General features: G+C 40.4%; 13 protein-coding genes. 8 read left to right on the top strand and 5 right to left on the bottom strand.

The genetic code is table 11. The features are described 5' to 3' along the window. Positions 1 to 194 precede the first annotated feature (194 nt). The 3 genes from ACZZZI_RS11870 (at position 195) to ACZZZI_RS11880 (ending at position 3,337) form a co-directional block, all read left to right on the top strand. Positions 195 to 1,166, top strand: coding sequence for an aldo/keto reductase (locus tag ACZZZI_RS11870; protein ID WP_463489525.1), 972 nt, complete (start codon positions 195 to 197; stop codon positions 1,164 to 1,166). Continuing rightward, positions 1,167 to 1,997, top strand: a complete 831-nt coding sequence (locus tag ACZZZI_RS11875) for a helix-turn-helix domain-containing protein (RefSeq protein WP_344767817.1) — start codon at positions 1,167 to 1,169, stop codon at positions 1,995 to 1,997. It abuts the gene before it with no gap. 371 nt (positions 1,998 to 2,368) lie between these two features. Beyond that, positions 2,369 to 3,337: an NAD(P)H-quinone oxidoreductase gene (locus ACZZZI_RS11880; protein ID WP_463489526.1), complete on the top strand. Its 969-nt coding sequence runs from the start codon at positions 2,369 to 2,371 to the stop codon at positions 3,335 to 3,337. Between the two features lie 90 nt (positions 3,338 to 3,427). On the opposite strand, the gene ACZZZI_RS11885 is transcribed toward ACZZZI_RS11880, so the two are convergent. Next, positions 3,428 to 4,438, bottom strand: a complete 1,011-nt coding sequence (locus tag ACZZZI_RS11885) for a zinc-binding alcohol dehydrogenase family protein (RefSeq protein ID WP_424057804.1) — start codon at positions 4,436 to 4,438, stop codon at positions 3,428 to 3,430. A gap of 234 nt (positions 4,439 to 4,672) precedes the next feature. On the opposite strand from ACZZZI_RS11885, the gene ACZZZI_RS11890 reads away from it, so the two are divergent. Next, positions 4,673 to 4,867: a thermonuclease family protein gene (locus tag ACZZZI_RS11890; RefSeq protein WP_463491794.1), complete on the top strand. Its 195-nt coding sequence runs from the start codon at positions 4,673 to 4,675 to the stop codon at positions 4,865 to 4,867. Between the two features lie 428 nt (positions 4,868 to 5,295). Continuing rightward, positions 5,296 to 5,586 (top strand): ATP-binding protein, encoded by a 291-nt coding sequence (locus ACZZZI_RS11895; protein WP_316755490.1) that lies wholly within the window; start codon positions 5,296 to 5,298, stop codon positions 5,584 to 5,586. A gap of 624 nt (positions 5,587 to 6,210) precedes the next feature. Here ACZZZI_RS11895 and ACZZZI_RS11900 read toward each other — a convergent pair. From ACZZZI_RS11900 to ACZZZI_RS11915, 4 genes are all read right to left on the bottom strand, one after another. Next, positions 6,211 to 7,542: a hypothetical protein gene (locus ACZZZI_RS11900; RefSeq protein ID WP_463489527.1), complete on the bottom strand. Its 1,332-nt coding sequence runs from the start codon at positions 7,540 to 7,542 to the stop codon at positions 6,211 to 6,213. After that, positions 7,502 to 7,909 (bottom strand): hypothetical protein, encoded by a 408-nt coding sequence (locus ACZZZI_RS11905; protein ID WP_463489528.1) that lies wholly within the window; start codon positions 7,907 to 7,909, stop codon positions 7,502 to 7,504. The genes ACZZZI_RS11900 and ACZZZI_RS11905 overlap by 41 nt, the downstream gene beginning before the upstream one ends. Positions 7,910 to 9,411: 1,502 nt before the next feature. Next, complete coding sequence (locus tag ACZZZI_RS11910) at positions 9,412 to 9,921, bottom strand: hypothetical protein (RefSeq protein WP_463489529.1); 510 nt, start codon at positions 9,919 to 9,921, stop codon at positions 9,412 to 9,414. Positions 9,922 to 9,993: 72 nt separating this feature from the next. Beyond that, entirely contained in the window at positions 9,994 to 10,410 is a 417-nt protein-coding gene (locus ACZZZI_RS11915) for a lysozyme inhibitor LprI family protein (protein ID WP_463489530.1), read from the bottom strand. A gap of 910 nt (positions 10,411 to 11,320) precedes the next feature. Between ACZZZI_RS11915 and ACZZZI_RS11920 the strand changes: the two genes are divergently transcribed. The 3 genes from ACZZZI_RS11920 (at position 11,321) to ACZZZI_RS11930 (ending at position 18,118) form a co-directional block, all read left to right on the top strand. Beyond that, positions 11,321 to 13,147, top strand: a complete 1,827-nt coding sequence (locus ACZZZI_RS11920) for a sodium:solute symporter family protein (RefSeq protein ID WP_316755534.1) — start codon at positions 11,321 to 11,323, stop codon at positions 13,145 to 13,147. 21 nt (positions 13,148 to 13,168) lie between these two features. Further along, positions 13,169 to 14,350, top strand: coding sequence for a glycoside hydrolase family 130 protein (locus ACZZZI_RS11925; RefSeq protein WP_463489531.1), 1,182 nt, complete (start codon positions 13,169 to 13,171; stop codon positions 14,348 to 14,350). A 489-nt stretch (positions 14,351 to 14,839) separates the two neighbouring features. Then, on the top strand, positions 14,840 to 18,118 hold the full coding sequence (locus tag ACZZZI_RS11930; RefSeq protein WP_463489532.1) for a SusC/RagA family TonB-linked outer membrane protein: 3,279 nt from the start codon (positions 14,840 to 14,842) through the stop codon (positions 18,116 to 18,118). Positions 18,119 to 18,121: the final 3 nt, after the last annotated feature.

Here is an 18,121-nt window from a genome sequence, read left to right on the forward strand (position 1 = left end):
TGTTAGTGAACTAAACAAACATCAATGAATATTTATTAAAAAAACTGTTCTTTTCCCTGTATAATAAATTATAGCTAATCACCCCCGCTGGCTTTGTTTGATATTTATTTAGCAAAGCCAATGTGAGCCGCACAAGCAAATTAATTGAGCTATCCAGACAATTTTATTTTCCTTGTAGACTGGATATTTGTGTTATGAGAAACATCAATCAAATTCAGTTAGGCCTAAATGGTCCTTTTGTATCCAGTCTTGGGCTGGGTTGCATGCGAATGTCCTCCATCTGGGGAGGAGTCACTCCAGATGAATCAGAGAGTATCGCTACGATTAACGAAGCTTTGGATCTTGGCATCAACTTTTTAAATACCGGTGATTTTTATGGTGCCGGCCACAACGAAATGCTTATCGGAAAAGCGATAAAAGGGAGACGGGATGATGCTTTTATTAGCGTCAAGTTTGGAGCGATTTTCCATAACGGTCAATGGTTGGGCCTTGATCTTAAGCCAAATTCAATCAAAAACTTTGTAAATTACTCACTTACCCGCCTTGGTATCGATACCATTGATCTCTATCAGCCTAGCCGGATGGATGGTAGCGTACCCCTGGAAGATATTATCGGAACCGTGGCTGAGCTGGTTAGCGAGGGTAAGGTCCGATACATCGGCGTATCAGAAATTACCGCTGAGCAGCTACGCATGGCCAACGATATTCATCCGATTAGTGCCCTTGAAATCGGGTATTCTCTAGCGGATAGGCAAATAGAAAATGAATTACTGCCAGCAGCCAGAGATTTGGGGATTGCTGTAGTCGCTTTTGCAAATACAGCGGAAGGTTTACTCAGCGGAGAACTAAGGGCACCTCTTAGCGATCAGGATTACCGTCAGCATTTCTCCAGATTTCAAGAAGGGAACCTGGTACATAATCTACAAAAAGTTGAAATACTGAAAGATTTGGCATCCGCAAAAGGATTCACGCCTACACAGCTTGCGATCGCTTGGGTAAAACAACAGGGCAAACAGATCATGCCTTTGGTAAGCATGAGTAAAAGATCGCGTCTGGCTGAAAATATCGCAGCAATGGAAATTGAATTTAGCGAGGAAGAAATGAATACATTAAATACTACTTTTGCAATAGGCGCCATTAAAGGAGGTACCTATTTAGCGCGATAAATGGAAAGTCCAGCAGAAATTCTTCCCGGTGTAATCTTTTACTCTTATCTCTCTAGGCAACGGAGGCAGAAAGCATGTTTTTGGAATCACCATACCCTAGTACTGCAGGTTTCCGGTGAATTCACACTGGAAACCTCTGAACAAAGCATTTCGATGGGAGCGGGAGAAATGCTACTAATTGGCAAAAACCAATTGGGTACCCTCACCAAGACGCCCGGCGAGAACGGGAGCTATGAGACCATCGTAATCTCACTTCAGGAAGACTTAATGCGTAAAATCGCCTTGGAAGAAAAAATTACCTCTGTTGGCAAATATATCGGAAGGCCAAACTTACTGATTCCCTCTAATGAATTTTTGCAGGGCTATTTTCAATCCATCGTTCCCTATGCAAGAAGTTCAGGAGCCAGCATGACTGATGAGATGGGTATACTGAAAGTAAAAGAAGGCATTAAACTATTACTCCTGGCGCTTCCCTCATTACGAAATTTCCTATTTGATTACGCAGAACCTTATAAAATTGATCTGGAAAAGTTCATGCTTAATAACTTTCAGTTTAATGTGCCTATAGAGAAATTCGCTCAGCTAACTGGCCGGAGCCTGGCGGGATTTAAGCGGGACTTTCAAAAAGCTTTTGATCTTCCACCTCGCCAATGGCTGCTATCCAAACGCTTAGATGCAGCAAAATTTTTGATTGAAAACAAGCATCAAAGACCCTCGGCTATCTATTTGGAGTTAGGCTTTGAAAGCCTTTCGCATTTTTCTCATTCCTTTAAAAAGAAGTACGGGTTAATTCCAAGTCATCTGACTAAGCGTATCGTCCGCCCAGAGTAAGATTATCAGGTCAGTAAAAGGAGAATTATTGCCATAATGGCTTTTGATTTTCACAGAAATTAATGTTTTCTAGTGACATACCTGATCGCTCCACAACTGTTCAGGTTAAACAAAGAGATCGTTCGAAAAATACCTCGTCTAAAGATCAAAGATTTTCAAACTTGATAAATAACATAAATGGTGCCTTTAACATTGGTCACTATCTATGGCGTTAAAAATGCAGCAAGCCATCTAAGGGCTGATCCATTCTGAATTGGTAACGGATGCACTTTTCGATATATAAACAGGAATGAATTAAAAAGTGCTTACTATTTGGTATACGATTTGTTATTATTCTCCAATCACTGGGACCAATCTATAGAAAATAAATAATGAAAGCAGTTCAAATCACTGGCCAGCAAAGTCAACAGGAATTACAGTTGATGGATTATCCTGACCCATCTCCATCTGATCAGCAGGTCAAGATAGACGTTAAAGCCTCCGGGGTGAATAGAGCCGACCTAGCGCAGCGGAAAGGGAAATATCCGCCTCCTACGGGCGTGCCGGAAGATATTCCCGGACTTGAGGTGGCAGGCATCGTGATGGAATGCGGTAAGCAGGTCACCAGGTGGAAGAAAGGAGATCAGGTATGTGCACTGCTCGCTGGCGGGGGATACGCAGAGCAGGTGGTGGTAGAGGAAGGGCAATGTCTTCCAATCCCAAAACGGCTATCCTTTGCCCAGGCGGCTAGCCTGCCTGAGGCTATATTTACCGTATGGTCAAATGTTTTTCAAAGAGGAGCATTAAAAAAGGGCGAACACATTTTAATTCATGGCGGTAGTAGTGGTATTGGCATTACCGCTATTCAACTGGCAAAAGCATTTGGCGCAAAGGTTTTCGTAACGGTTGGCTCTACTGAAAAAGCCAAAGCATGTATCTCGCTGGGCGCGGATGTTGCGGTCAACTACAAAACCGAAAATTTTGAAGACTTGCTTATCCATCAAGGTGTAGATGTGGTGCTGGATATGATTGGCGGGAGTTATTTACAACGTAATATCTCCATCATGCGTCCCGATGGCCGCATTGTTTATATTAATGCGATGGAGGGAAATACTGCTGAAATAAACATTGCCCAGGTGATGCAAAAACGGTTAACCATAACAGGCAGTACGCTCAGGGCAAGAGAATATGCTTTCAAAAAACAGCTTGCAGCACAAATTCAGGATCAGGTGTGGCCATTGCTGGAAAGCGGTAGGTTTACACCCCAGGTTTATAAAACCTTCTCATTCGAGGAGGCTATGCTGGCGCATAATCTGATGGAATCCAGTGAACATATCGGGAAAATTGTTTTGGTGCGTTAGTGGGGCAGGATGCATTAAACGAATAATGGTGAAATTTTATCATTAGAAATCCAAAACAGCCTTATTGAGGAAAGCTGTTTTGGTTTTGAATTAGTATTCAATTACGATTTTACCGATGGTTTTACCACTTTCCAATAATGCATGTGCCTGTTTTAGATTTTCGGTGCTAAAGCCAGTGAGTTGCTCCTTGATTGTGGAAGTGATTGTTCCATTTTCGAATAACGTTGCAGCCTCATTTAAGATGTGGTGCTGACGAATCATATCTTCTGTTTGAAACATGGACCTTGTAAACATCAGCTCCCAGTGAAAACTTACGCTTTTCCCTTTTAATTGCCTCAAGTTCACGTTTTCTACTGGATCACTAATTGAGCCGATATGACCTTGCGGTTTGATCAGTGCAACCATGGCATCCCAGTACTGGTTGACATCCACAAAATCAACAATGAAGTCTACCTGATTGAATCCCGCCTGTTGGACCTCCTGCACAAGATTTTGATGGTCTACTACAAAATCTGCGCCTTGGCGTTTGCACCATTCTACGCTTTCCGGCCGGGATGCGGTAGCGATGACCTTTAATCCGGCAACCTTCTTTGCAATTTGAATCGCGATCGATCCCACCCCACCTGCGCCGCCGATAATGAGCAATGATTTTTCTTTGTCGCTTTCATTAATCCGGATGCGGTCGAACAAAATCTCCCAGGCGGTGAGTAGGGTCAAAGGCATGGCAGCAGCTTGTGCGGAAGTAAGGTTCCCAGGTTTCCTTCCCACGATGCGTTCATCTACCAATTGGTATTCTGCATTACTGCCGCTTCTATTGATGTCCCCCGCATAATAAACCATATCCCCTTTTTGAAATAAGCTTACCTCAGGGCCTGTCTCTTCAACCTCGCCCACAGCATCCCAGCCAATTACTTTTGGCTGCTCCAGCACCTTTTCTTTTGCGCTATTTTGACGAACCTTATAATCCACCGGATTGACGCTGATTGCGATAATTCTTACCAAAAGATCTCTGCCCTTTGCCTTTGGCTTCTCTGCCTGGAAAGTGATAAAGCTTTCTTCTTCGATAATTGGTAACGATTTTTTAAATCCTATTGCTTTCATTCAATATATCTTTGATTTTGTATTAATGAGGCTTGTAAAGTAGCCCTTCCCTTAAATATTTAAGTTCAGAAATATCTTACTAATTTAAAGCTCTTAAGGAAGAATTTTCATAACGGGGCTGTCATTTTAAAACTAGGGTAAGCTATGTGTTTGGATTTTTGACTTGTAGATTTCTTATATTTAGGCCTTTTCAAAACTAGGGTTTAAACTTCTGGGCTCAATATCGCTGTTATAATTAACGATAAAACAGTTGATAATCAGGAAATGGTTAAGCTGGGCATGGCCTGGCATTTTAAAAGGTACTCTAGCGATTCACTGTATGCAAAATTGGAAAATATCGCGAGGAAAAAGAAGGTGGGTTTATGGCAAGATAGCACTGCAATAGCACGATGGGATTGGCGGGGAACGAAACGTGCTTTGGTGAAGTAGGTATATTAAATCAACCATCAATCTGTTCCGGCGAATCCAGAATAAGCCTTATTTAAACAACTTTCTGATTAACAATTGCTTGCAAACAAAATTACGGCTAAGTAACTATCCAAAATGACTATTATTGGGCTCAAATGTTATCACTGAAATTTACGAAATGAATTTGCTTGACACAAGAAAAATCATTAAGCTATAATAAGCTATAGAGTATTAAGAAAGCCGAAAAAACTAATTTTTGTAAACCAGAGTTATTAAATCGCCATGAGTAACGAAGCTTTATTAAAACAAAAACTATCTATCAACAGCCAAAGTAACTCATTTTATATAAGTTTTGGCTGAAGATATTTTTTTATCCGCAGCCAAAACACTAAATTTTAACAATGTTTTGGCTGCAGATAAAATTGTTCTAATCTCTTGGAAGAAGAAATATGGAATTGCTCATCGGAAGAATAGCGGAAAAGAAAATATTGTCAGAGGCGCTTGCTTCGTCCTCATTAGAGCTCTTAGCAGTCTTTGGCAGGAGAAGAGTCGGAAAAACTTTCTTGATCCGATCGGTCTTCCGGAAACAGCTCATTTTTGAACTGTCGGGCGTTCACGATGCGAATGCTAGCGAGCAATTACTCAATTTCAGCAAGGCTATCGCAGATGCATTAGGCTCAGGATTAACTCCTGCAGCTCCTATACTTAAAAAAAGAAAAGCTGTAATTTTCCTTGACTAGTTCCCTTGGTTAAGCTCGCATAAATCAGGCTTTCTTTCTGCATTCGAATATTTCTGGAACCAATGGGCCTCACAGCAGCCGAACCTGATTGTTGCTATCTGTGGATCTGCGGCCACTTGGATGATCAAAAAAGTTGTCAACAGTAAAGGAGGCCTGCACAATCGTTTAACGCGTAAAATCCGTTTGTTACCTTTCACATTGCACGAGACAGAACAGTACCTAAAAAGCAATAATATCCATATGGACCGTTACCAGATGCTGAACATTTTTATGGCAATGGGCGGTGTGCCACATTATCTAAAAGAACTCAAAAAAGGGGAAAGTGCTAACCAGGCCATTGACAGGCTTTGCTTCACCAAGGATGGCCTTCTTTCAACAGAATTCGCAAACCTTTACCGCTCTCTGTTCGAAAACGCAGACAGGCACATTTCCGTAGTCAAAGCACTCGCGGTCATTAGGGCCTTTACACTAATTACAATCTTACTTATTTGATTTATGATGATATTGGTTCTTCAGATTTTATCGACGCACCTTTTCCTAGAGAATTATAAGGCAAAATCTCGCTGTTGAAATAATTTATTTTCTGTTCTGATTTTTTTTCTCCACCGTTTAAACTTAGAAGACTTAACTGGCTGATGACTTTTTACCCACATGTTGAACGAATAAATTGGCCCATTTCCCGTAAACCTTTTCTCTCTGTTTCACTATAAGCATAAGATTTTCCACACCATATTGCAAAACTACTATTTGATAGATCCGCTCTAATGTTTCTTCAAGCTTAGCAGGATGATCCATTTTCAGCCTCCTATCACGGTCACTATCGATTTTGGTAATAAGCCTTTTCATAAAGGCTTCCGCCGAATATTGGATTAACTGCTTTGTGTACAAAGCGATACTATCATAATCCGCATGTTCATCCAAATATGCTAATAGTCCTTTAAAATCCCCTTCCAAATTTCGCAGCGCGAGCGAAAAATCTGCAGCATCTTTATAAAACCCTGCAAGCTGTCTTGCATTTGCCAAAACTTGATTTCTCCATTTTTTAAATTGGGCATCAAGGTCAATACGGGAAAGAACAAAGGTATAATTGTCAAAATTAGGCTTGTATAGCAGCTCCCTTGAAAGAACTCCAACAAGCTTCTTGTCATCTTTGGTTTGGGTATAAATCTGTTTCAATCTTACCACATAATCCCTATCGTAAATAGAATCGGTGTTTTGATTAATTTGCTCAATACAGTAAGTTTCAGCAGTACTCAAATCTCCAAGCTCGATTAGAGAATCTATTAATTTAATGTTATACGCAATAGCATGCCTGATCGGCTGGAATATATCCTTGTATTCAGTAAAGTTTTTATTGATTACTACCATGTGCAGCAGCAACTGCAATAATTCTTTCGAGTCCTCGACTCTTTCATCTTTTCTAGCCTGATAAATTTCTGCTATAATCCCTGTTATCTTAGAGCGCATCTGGTCTGAGCTGGAATTAAATATATGCACGAATATATTCGTGTATTCCCGTCGAATCCCGGCATAACCATCAAGAAAAAATTCTTTCGAAAAATAGGATAGGCATTTAGTGGAAGTCTCATCATCGCGAATATTTAATAAAACCTCTTCTATCTGAGTTAAGATTTGCTTGAAATAAGTCTCAAACCTTTTACTGCTTGTGAGTATTCTATATTTGTATTCAATCACAGTAGCAATTAGGGCATGAACCTGCTTAAAATAATCTTCATTAGCTGGCTCAGCAAAATAGTGATCCAAAATCGACTTATGAAGTTCCATCCACAGATCGACGATCTTTTTCACCTCAAAAACTTCGGCTTTTCGTCTTTTACTAATCACTGCCCTTACCGCATCATGGGTTAGCGCAATAATCTCCTCTGGTGTATAATTCTTGGATTTATCAGAGAATTCATTCATGAAAGCAATACTCAGATCCTTGTTTTTTTTCAACGTCTTTAGAACCCATTCTTTGATTTTTTTCGGGATCAGCTTGCTCTATGGCGTGGTTTACAGGGTCAATCTTTTTGCTGACAGTGACCTTAGCGGCTGGCTTCATCCCTTTGGCAATAAAAGCCAAGAGTGCAATCTTATGATGGCAAAATGAGAGATTACTTTTGCATTCACAATTAGCGATGATCACGGCGCCTTTTTCTAACTGTATGCTCACGTCATAACTTTTATCAAGTTCATCAACGTACGCCTCGAAATCTCCAGCCTTAACCTCATCACACTCTCTGACTGTGCAGCGCTGTGATTTTTTGATCAGCTCACTATCTAGTTTAGTCTTAAAATTCTTGCTGGTAATTTCGTCTTTCATTGTTCAAATTAGAATACTCAAAAATAGGTTTTTCACCCGATTATCTTAAGTATTATAGTTTATACACAGAGCAAAACGACTTCCTTAGCTTAAACTTAAGTAGATCTTCAAAGTTTAGTTTAGAATCTTAAGGAAGTTTAGCTTAACCAAAATTATTATGTTTCCCTGATTTAAGATAACCAAGTTGACGGTTTGGTATTATTGTTTCGGCGATTTTGAACAGCGAGATGTTTTGGTGAGGTTGACCATATATCCAATAAAGAGGATCATATTTTTCCTAGCCTTGCTTACCAAGGGCAGCATAGGGTTATTTGTAAACAAGGGATCACCTGGTCTAAAGTTTAATGGATTATAAAAAAAACATGTGACATCATTTTCCCGCTCAAGAACGTGATTCTTATAATACGAGACAAGAAAAGCTGGTGAAAGAAATTTAATCTTCCGTTTATTCTCTAATAAAATTAGAAGAATAAAAGCTTGAATCAGAAAACGACCATTTATCTATAAATCAAAAAAAACTGGTAAGTTCGGAATCTGCCCACACTTATATTATCTATCGTTAAAATGTGAATTTTTGATAGGTCCTCAGATTCGCTTTTTTTTTGTCTCAAAAAACGAAGATGTTTAGGTTTTAACAAATGCCGCATTAATGCCAATACAACAACTGGTCACTTTACTTTCAACATTTTCGCTTCATAGACTGAGTTTGAAATAAAAATTAGTTCGTAAAAAACTAAGGCAGGATTGAGATCAGCCAGGGCAAGAATAAGAAAAGGAGGCAAGCCTGCTGGATAGATCCAAAACACGGTTGCAAAAATTAAAGTGGTTGAAATTCTTTATGACATTGCTGATCACCAGTCTGAGCAAAAGATTGCATAGAGTCTTTATGTAAGTTGCGCAACTGGCTAAAGGTATCTAAAAGTTTCTGATAAAATAACTTATGCTATAGGCAAATAGACTATAAAATAATATAGGTCAACGAGCTGTTGACTGATTGCCAACAAAATTCAAGGACATTTAGAGTCTTATGTTTAGTTCCCCATTTTCTCTAAATTTGCAATCCAATATTGCAGAATTTAAAAAAATCATACATTAATAGAAGATTTTATATCGGATATATCCATCTTTAAGTATCAAATTATTAACTAATGTCGTTATTTTTCAACTTAAATAGTCCTATTACTTTTGGATCCTCTATTTCCCGGATACCATGATCTTGTTAAAATAATTGATGTAATTAAAATACCTGTTGACCGACGCGTCTAATCTAAAATCTATTTTATCACAGTGTATTTTTTACGCTAAATAAAAAAAATATTTCCCCTTGAACTTGAACTTAATGGTGAAAATCACTGGGTTCTTTTAGTAAACATTAACCCAAGGTTCGCCAGGTTCAACCACACCATATTTTACAGGCGATTTTAATGAAAATACATTTAAGCCAGGTTTTGAAAAGCAGCAATGGATAATTTACATAGATATGCTAGAAAACATCTCTCATCTTATTTGCAGTAGTAAGCTTCGAAGTGCCCTTTAAAATCAATATTCTGTTCCGGCCATTTCACATTAACTTGACCGCTCACCCTATCCCCTGTGATGGAACTGATGGTGATAATGGTTTGTTCTGAAGAGAATAATGAACCATTCTGACCGCTTGGATCGCCCGGATCATTAACTAAGATATAGGTATCATTGCCCGAAAAAGTGCCTGTCTTTCTGGGCACCGTCAGGCGTATCGAAAAATCACTCAATGGTGAACTACAGGTTTTGGATCCATCTCCTGTCATGTATATACTGAACAAGTCTTCGGGGCGGTAGTTGTTCATGCCAAATTTTGTGTAGCGCTCCAGTATGACTTTTGCCGTAAAAGGCGATCCGTATAACTTACCTGTAACAACCGGCGGTATATCTATGTCAGGTTGGGGTTGATCTTCCTTTTTCTTACAGCAAGTGAATATAATGATCAGTAAGATTAAACTAAAGAATCGTTTTAGGAGCTGATAAAAAGTCATTGTTATTGGCTTGGGTAAAAGTATATTGAATTGGTAGTATTAATAAATGCATCATTGAAAGACCAGAATGTACTATGATTTCATCCTGACCGAGCCCAGACAAACTTCACCTTCTTGGATTCCGGTAATCCGTATATTTAAAAATTTAATCCGGTCTTTAGTCAGCGTTTCTCGGTATATCGATTCGCACATGGGTGCCACCGAACCATAGGTTCCACGGTTTGGGTATTTTGCGGCCAGCTCTGCATCACGAAGTTGGATCCAGAGCCGCTGAGCATTCCTGAATTTTTTAATGAAAATAGTTTCCCTGGAATAGCTTTTCAGGATCTTTTGGTATACGACATTTAGTTCCGCATCAGCCTTTTCAAAGTCTGAATAGGCCTTGATATTCATGGCGGTTTGCGACTGCGCAAAATTCGGAGCGATAAGGAGTATAGTCATGACGAGAAAAGCCAATAGGAAAATCTGGGATTGGTACCGCTTTTTCATGGGTTTGATTATGGGTATTTGCAATCTAAACCATTGAAAGATTCTTTTGTTTTAGCAACTTGTTCACCATGCCCCGACACATCAAACATTCGGCCCGTTCTCGCCAATTTACAAATATAAAGCCGATCAAAAACTTACAGCAAATCTATTGCTGGTGGAGTCGGGGGCATTTATCCAGGTTTATCCATCACCTCCGATATTTTAAATTAAGGAAGTCATCCATTTTCAATGATACATCCGATTGTAAGCAAAAATAATCCTGGCAGTTGTGAGTTTCCCAATCTTCTGAACGAGGTTTATACTCAACTCTAGAAGCAGCCGAGTTGAACAACGGATTTCTGCCTGTGAACTCTGGAAATTTGAATGCAAGGCGAATAGAAATCCGCGGTCATTAAAATATGGTAAAATAAAATTGTACACTTCTCAAACGTTCATCTGCAAAGCCACCAAGTCGCCTTTCCGGCTCTGTGTTGAGAAAAGGCGATTCAATGAAAAGGATGATAACAGGTAATAACAAAATCTCTCAGGCATACTCCAGCCAATAGATAATTTTGGTAAAATACTATCGACGATATTCACATTCCCCACCAACATTTTATTTACTTTATCAAAATCCTACCAGCCAATTATATCTCGAGAATAGGAGTTTATGCATGATATACATGTTTATTTCTTTACCGTAACGCTAGCGTATGCTTTTAAAATACAAACATTGGATAAAATAGTATTAACATTTCATTCTTTTCAGGGCTACTTTTGATACATAAAAAAGCTGCGAATCTTATATTCGTTATACACTAACCAAACATCATATGAGCCATACTCCCATTTTAATTGAGGACGTTTACCACCTCGAATTTTCAGTATCAAACCCTTATTGCATTAAGCAAACAAGCGATAAACGATTAAGATGAAGCTACACCTACTCGATATTTTAATCTTGGTCTTTTATTTAATTATGATGGTCTTTATTGGCTGGTATTACCGCAATAAAGCCCGTTTAAATAAAGAAAGCTACCTGATGGGTGGCAAAAAATTGCCTTGGTATATGCTCGGCTTAAGTGATGCTTCAGATATGTTCGATATCAGCGGAACAATGTGGATGGTGTCGCTTTGCTTTGTTTATGGACTCAAGAGCATCTGGATTCCATGGCTATGGCCTGTTTTCAATCAGGTTTTCAACATGATGTTTCTTGCCAAATGGCTAAGACGATCAAATGCTGATACTGGTGCGGAGTGGTTAGCCACACGTTTTGGCCTAAAGGGCCGGGGTGTAAAAGCCTCCCATAACGTGACCGTCGTTTTCGCCCTAATCGGTTGCCTGGGATTTTTAGCATACGGTTTCATTGGTCTTGGTAAATTCGTCGAAATTTTCATACCCTGGAACATCGTGGAGCCATACGTACCTTTTAGCGTCAGCGCACAATATGTTCCCCATTTTTATGGTATCCTGTTCACCTTATTTGCAACCTTTTATTCCATACTCGGGGGAATGCATAGTATTGTATTGGGAGATGTTATCAAATACATCATCATGACCATAGGCTGTATTGCCATTGGTTATATAGCCTTTACTCACCTGCAGAGCCAGTCCATCCAGACCCCAAAAGGTTGGGCCAACCCATTTTTTGGATGGAAACTCGAGCTGGACTGGTCGAATATAGTCTCTGATGCCAATAAAAAGATTGCCGATGATGGTTACGGTTTATTTGGCTTATTTTTTATGATGATGCTATTTAAAGGCGTCTTTGCAAGTCTGGCAGGCCCCGCACCAAATTACGACATGCAAAAAGTACTCTCGACCAGCTCCCCGAAAGATGCCTCGAAAATGACAGGTTTTGTTTCTATAATACTTTTACCCGTCCGATATACTATGGTCATCGGGCTTACGGTTCTAGCACTTTTATATTATAAACAACTCGATTTAAGTTCTCCAACAGGAACTGATTTTGAGCGCATACTACCAGCAGCCATCAATTCATTTTTGCCGGTAGGGGTATTGGGTATCGTACTTACAGGTCTTATGGGTGCATTTATGGGCACTTTTTCAGGAACTTTAAATGCCGCTCAAGCTTACATCGTAAACGACATTTATCTTAAATACGTAAAGCCTGAAGCTTCTACTAAGCAAATCATGACCATGAATTATTTAACCGGGCTAGTGGTGGTTGTGGTGGGAGTCTTTCTGGGTTTTTTTGCCAGAGATGTCAACAGCATTTTACAATGGATAGTTTCAGGTCTATATGGGGGCTATATTGCCGCGAATATGCTAAAATGGTATTGGTGGAGATTCAACGCGAACGGCTTTTTCTGGGGCATGCTTGCAGGGATCGCTGGAGCTTTGGTCTTCTCTCACTTCTTTAGTGGTATTGAATTCCTTTATTATTTCCCGGTACTGTTCGTCATTTCCATCATCGGCGCTCTGGTGGGAACCTATAGCGCTCCTCCAACAGATGAGCAGGTTCTAAAAAGCTTTTATCGGACCGTTAGGCCTTGGGGGTTCTGGAAGCCTGTTCATGAACTGGTGGTAGCAGAAAGCCCTGAGTTTAAAGCAAACAAGCGCTTCAAACTTGACATGTTCAACGTAGCGCTGGGGATTCTAGCCCAACTTTGCCTGACGGTGCTACCGATGTATTTTATCCTTTGGATGAAAACGCCATTAATCATCACCATTGTACTTATTGCCATAATTGGGCTGATATTAAAACGCACCTGGTGGAATAAATTAGAAAATTAGATTTTTAGACTTTAACATAAAATGAATTTTAACAGCAGACTGGAAAAAATAATAGCGCAATATGAATCGCTCATCGGTCAAAAAAACGAAGCAATAGATTATACTAATGGGATTTTTCAGCGTTACGTAAATCCCGTGCTTACCGCCGGCCACGCGCCTTATAAATGGAAGTATGATTTGGATGAGAATAGTAACCCTTGTTTAATGGAACGAATCGGCATCAACGCAGTTTTCAACTCCGCGGCGATCAAATTTGGAGGTAAATACGTGCTGATGGCAAGAGTGGAAGGGAGTGATCGGAAATCTTTTTTTGCTATTGCCCAAAGTGATAACGGCATCGATAACTTCAGGTTTTGGGATAAGCCAGCCATCATACCACACCTTGAAGGCGAAACGAATCTCTATGACATGCGCCTTGTTCAGCACGAAGATGGTTGGATTTATGGTGTGTTTTGTACCGAAAGCCGTGATGCTTCGGCTCCTGATGCAGATCAATCTTCTGCAATTGCGCAATGCGGCATCGTTCGCACCAAGGACCTTATTCATTGGGATAGATTAGCGGATTTCAAAACCCATTCCGCCCAGCAGCGAAATGTCGTTTTGCATCCAGAATTTGTGGATGGTAAATATGCATTCTACACCCGCCCCCAGGATAGCTTCATTGAGGCAGGCAAAGGTGGAGGCATTGCATTTGGACTTGCTGATGATATAGAGCATGCCAGCGTAGATGTGGAAACTGTCATCGATAAACGAATATACCATACAATTTACGAGGCGAAAAATGGTCTGGGTCCCGCTCCGATAAAAACCGAAAAAGGGTGGTTGCAGATGGCGCATGGCGTACGAAATACTGCCGCCGGTCTTCGTTATGTTTTGTATTTATTTTTGAGTGATGCAAATGATCTCACAAAAGTCACTCACAAACCTGCAGGTTATTTTCTCTCCCCAGAGGGCGAGGAGCGGGTGGGCGACGTATCAAACGTTGTCTTTTGCAACGGCTGGATAGCAGACGGGGACGGACAGGTGTTTATTTACTATGCTTCCTCTGATACCAGAATGCATGTGGCTACCTCCACTATTGATAGGTTGTTGGATTACACTATGAATAGCCCACAGGATGGATTCACCAGCGCTGCCTCAGTACAGGAAATATGTAAGCTGGTTGAAAAAAATCAACAATTGGAACTCATAGAAAAGCGCTAAGAGATTCTGTTAACATGCAAATTCGCAATTAATGCATTAGGATAGGTTAAAATACTATCAGTTTTGGGTTAAATGAAAGAATTTTTTTGAAGGTAGTAGGTTGAAGTGAATTTTTAATTGGTTTAGCCCTTGGAGGGCCCGTAGTAATATGGGTCCTTTTTTTGCCTTTTTAGCAGCCTGCAACTTTAGACAACAGGCAATAAAAGCCATATCTAAATAAATGAAAGATAATCATCGACTTTAGGCACATCGGCAGCTAACAGAAGATTCAATTTACCATAATCATTCAATAAACTATCGCGCTACAAATTCTCCTTAAAAAAAATTTGAACAAGCAGAACAATAACGTACAAATTCATTTGGTTCTAAAGATTATCTATACGAATTATACCACATTTTGTTAAAATACCATTAATTAACGGGCAATTTCTTAACTAATATTGCCTATACAATTTGCACCCTGCAAATCAACTAACCAAAATAATCTTTATGAAAAGTTTTTTACACACAACAGCGGTGTGCCTAACCTTTTTACTGGCCTTCACTTATCAGCTCTTTGCCCAGCAAAGAAATGTGACAGGCGTAGTCAGCGACGATAGCGGCCAACCCTTGCCTGGTGTTTCGGTGATGATAAAAGGTACCCAGCAAGGCACCTCCACTAATGGCGAAGGGCAATATTCCTTAAATGTATCTTCATCTTCTGCAATCCTGATTTTTAGGGCAGTTGGTTACGCAACCCGTGAGCTCGAAGCGAGCACTTCAACAATCAACCTTTCATTAAAATCGACCACCGGCGATTTAGATGAAGTTGTAGTAAAAGGATTTGGAACACAACAGAAAAAAATTACAGTAACGGGTTCGGTCTCTACCATTGGTGGCAAAGAACTCGTATCTACCTCGGTATCCAATATATCCAATATGCTTGTCGGTAATGCTCCGGGCGTATCAGGTTTACAGCAAAGTGGAGAGCCTGGTCGCAATAATGCAGCCATTACCATCCGAGGGGTATCCACCTATGCCGGGTCAACTGATCCACTTATCGTTATCGACGGGGTGCCAGAGCCGCCTGAGCAAACCTACTCGAGGTTGAACTCTATGGATGCCAATGAAATTGAAAGTATCAATATTCTCAAAGATGCATCTTCCACTGCAGTTTATGGCGTGAGGGGTGCGAACGGTGTTATTATCGTGACCACAAAAAGAGGTAAACTTGGCAAGCCTGTTTTAAGCGCATCAACGAATTTCGGTTTCACAACAGCAGCCAATTTGCCAAAGAACGTAAGCTCTTATGACTTCGCTCTAATGCGTAATGAGGCCATTCGCACCGAACAGAGCACCTACGGCGTATCTGCTTTTAATGATTACCTTTTCGATAGCAGCGATCTGTGGAAATTCGCGAACAACCGGGACTATACCCCGGCTGAAGTAGCTAATTATCCAGGCCTCACCAGCACTCAAAGGGATGCATTGAATGCCAGTCCTGCACTATATTATTCAAGCCGCGATCTCTTTAAAGACCAGTTTGGTGGCAAAGGCCCACAGCAACAATTTAACTTAAACATTGCTGGTGGTACTGAAAAAGTAAAATATTATACCTCACTAGGTTATTTTTCCCAAGGCTCCATACTTCAGAATACAGATTATTACGGCGCCAATACCAAATCAACCTATGACCGCTATAACTTCCTGTCCAACTTTGACATAAATGCGGTGAAAAACCTGGCAATCTCGGTTAATCTATCCGGACAGTTCGGAACCATCGTTGGACCCGGTATCGATGGGGGCACTTCGCTCAACGACCGCTACAAGATCATTATGCAATACCTCTATGACACCAACGCAATGATGGCGCCGGGTATTATAGATAATAAACTCATCAACAGTATTGCCGGTAATCCAGGTACGGCATCCAACCCACTCGGCCGTAAAATCGGAAGTTTACTGGGTAATCAGAATTCTATTAGAAACTTACTTGCCAGCGGAACAGAAACAACATATGATTCGAGATTAACCGGACGCATCGGGGCTAAATACACCATGGACTATTTAACTAAAGGTCTATCCCTTCGGGCTAATGTGAATTATGAAAATAATTACTCAAAAGCAACAACTTACCGCGTAACTCTTCCAGAGTTTTCTGTCCGCCGAAATCCCATTGATCCAAATATCCTGGATTTTTTTGGTGGGGAGCGTACCTCCTCAGGTACGTTTAATCCTAACCCCAATCATAATAGTGTGAACCGTACTTTTTACGTGGATGCAGGAATTGACTATGCACGTACTTTTGGTAATCATAGCGTTACGGCCCTTGTTCTTGCGAATGCACAAAAGTATTATCTGCCTATAGATAATTTTAATACCCCATCAGGAAATATGGGACTTGTGGGCAATGTCGCCTATAACTACAAAGAGCGTTATCTGGCTGAAATCAGCGTTGGATATAACGGCACCGAACAGTTCGCTGAAGATAAAAGGTTTGGCCTTTTTCCTGCATATTCACTGGGATGGGTCGCTTCAAACGAATCCTTTTTTCCTAAAAATGACTGGATAACTTTCTTGAAATTCCGGGGGTCATATGGACTGAGCGGGTATGATAAAATTGGTGGCGACCGCTATGTGTATCTTCCCAGTACTTTTGTGATTAATCAGCCAGGGTATTATTTTGGCAATGGTGACGGATCAACCCCAAATACGCTAACCACTGGAACAAATGAAAGTAAACTTGGTAACCCATCGGTAACCTGGGAAGAAGAAACCAAAAGAAACTTAGGCCTGGAGGCGAAATTTTTCAAAAATAAACTCTCCTTAATCATTGAAGGCTTCAAAAATGACAGGACCAATATTTTCACCCAGCCTGGTACCATCCCGGCAAGTTATGGGGTGGCAGTAGCGAATGTGCCAAGAGCAAACTTGGGCATCATGAATAACAAAGGTTATGAGGTAAGCTTAGGCTGGTCAGAAACAAGGGGACAGGTTGGCTATAACATCAACGCTTACCTGAGTTATGCCAAAAATAAAATCGTTTACAATGCAGAGGCGCTCAACCCATACCCTTGGATGAATACCTCAGGTTATAGTTTTGGTCAGTACAAAGGCTTTGTATCTGATGGTTTTTACAATACCCCGGCAGAGCTTAACAACCGTCCTGTATTAACTTATAATGGTAACCAGGCTGCCCTTGGAGATATCCGCTATAAAGACATCAATGGTGATGGTCTAATAGATGCATCAGATCGGGTGCCAATAGGTTATACCAACCGGGCATTGTATGATTTTAGTTTAAAGACGGGCATCAATTATAAGGGCTTTGATTTAAACGTACTTTTCATCGGCAAAAGCAAAGGTTCATTTAATATCAATAACGGAATGAATCACCCATTTGTGAAAAATGCAGGAAACGCATTCCAATGGCAGTTTGACGGTAGATGGACCCCTGAGAAGGTAGTCAATGGGGAGAAGATAACTTTTCCTAGAGCCACCATCGCCGGTTCAGCCAGTGAGGCAAACAATTACCAAAATTCTGATTTCTGGTTAGTTTCTACAGCTTTTAAGAAGTTAAAAAATATAGAACTCGGTTATACTTTCAACAATTACGGATTTATGAAAAAAGCCCGCATCAGTTCTCTTAGGATTTATGCAAATGGCAATAACCTTTTCACATGGGACAATGATTTTGATGAGATTGACCCGGAACAAACCGATAGCGGAACTTCTTATCTTTTCCCGCTAACCAGGGCTTTCGTTTTCGGCGCCAATATTCGTTTTTAAACC

The sequence above is a fragment of the Pedobacter sp. AC190 genome, assembly GCF_979258025.1.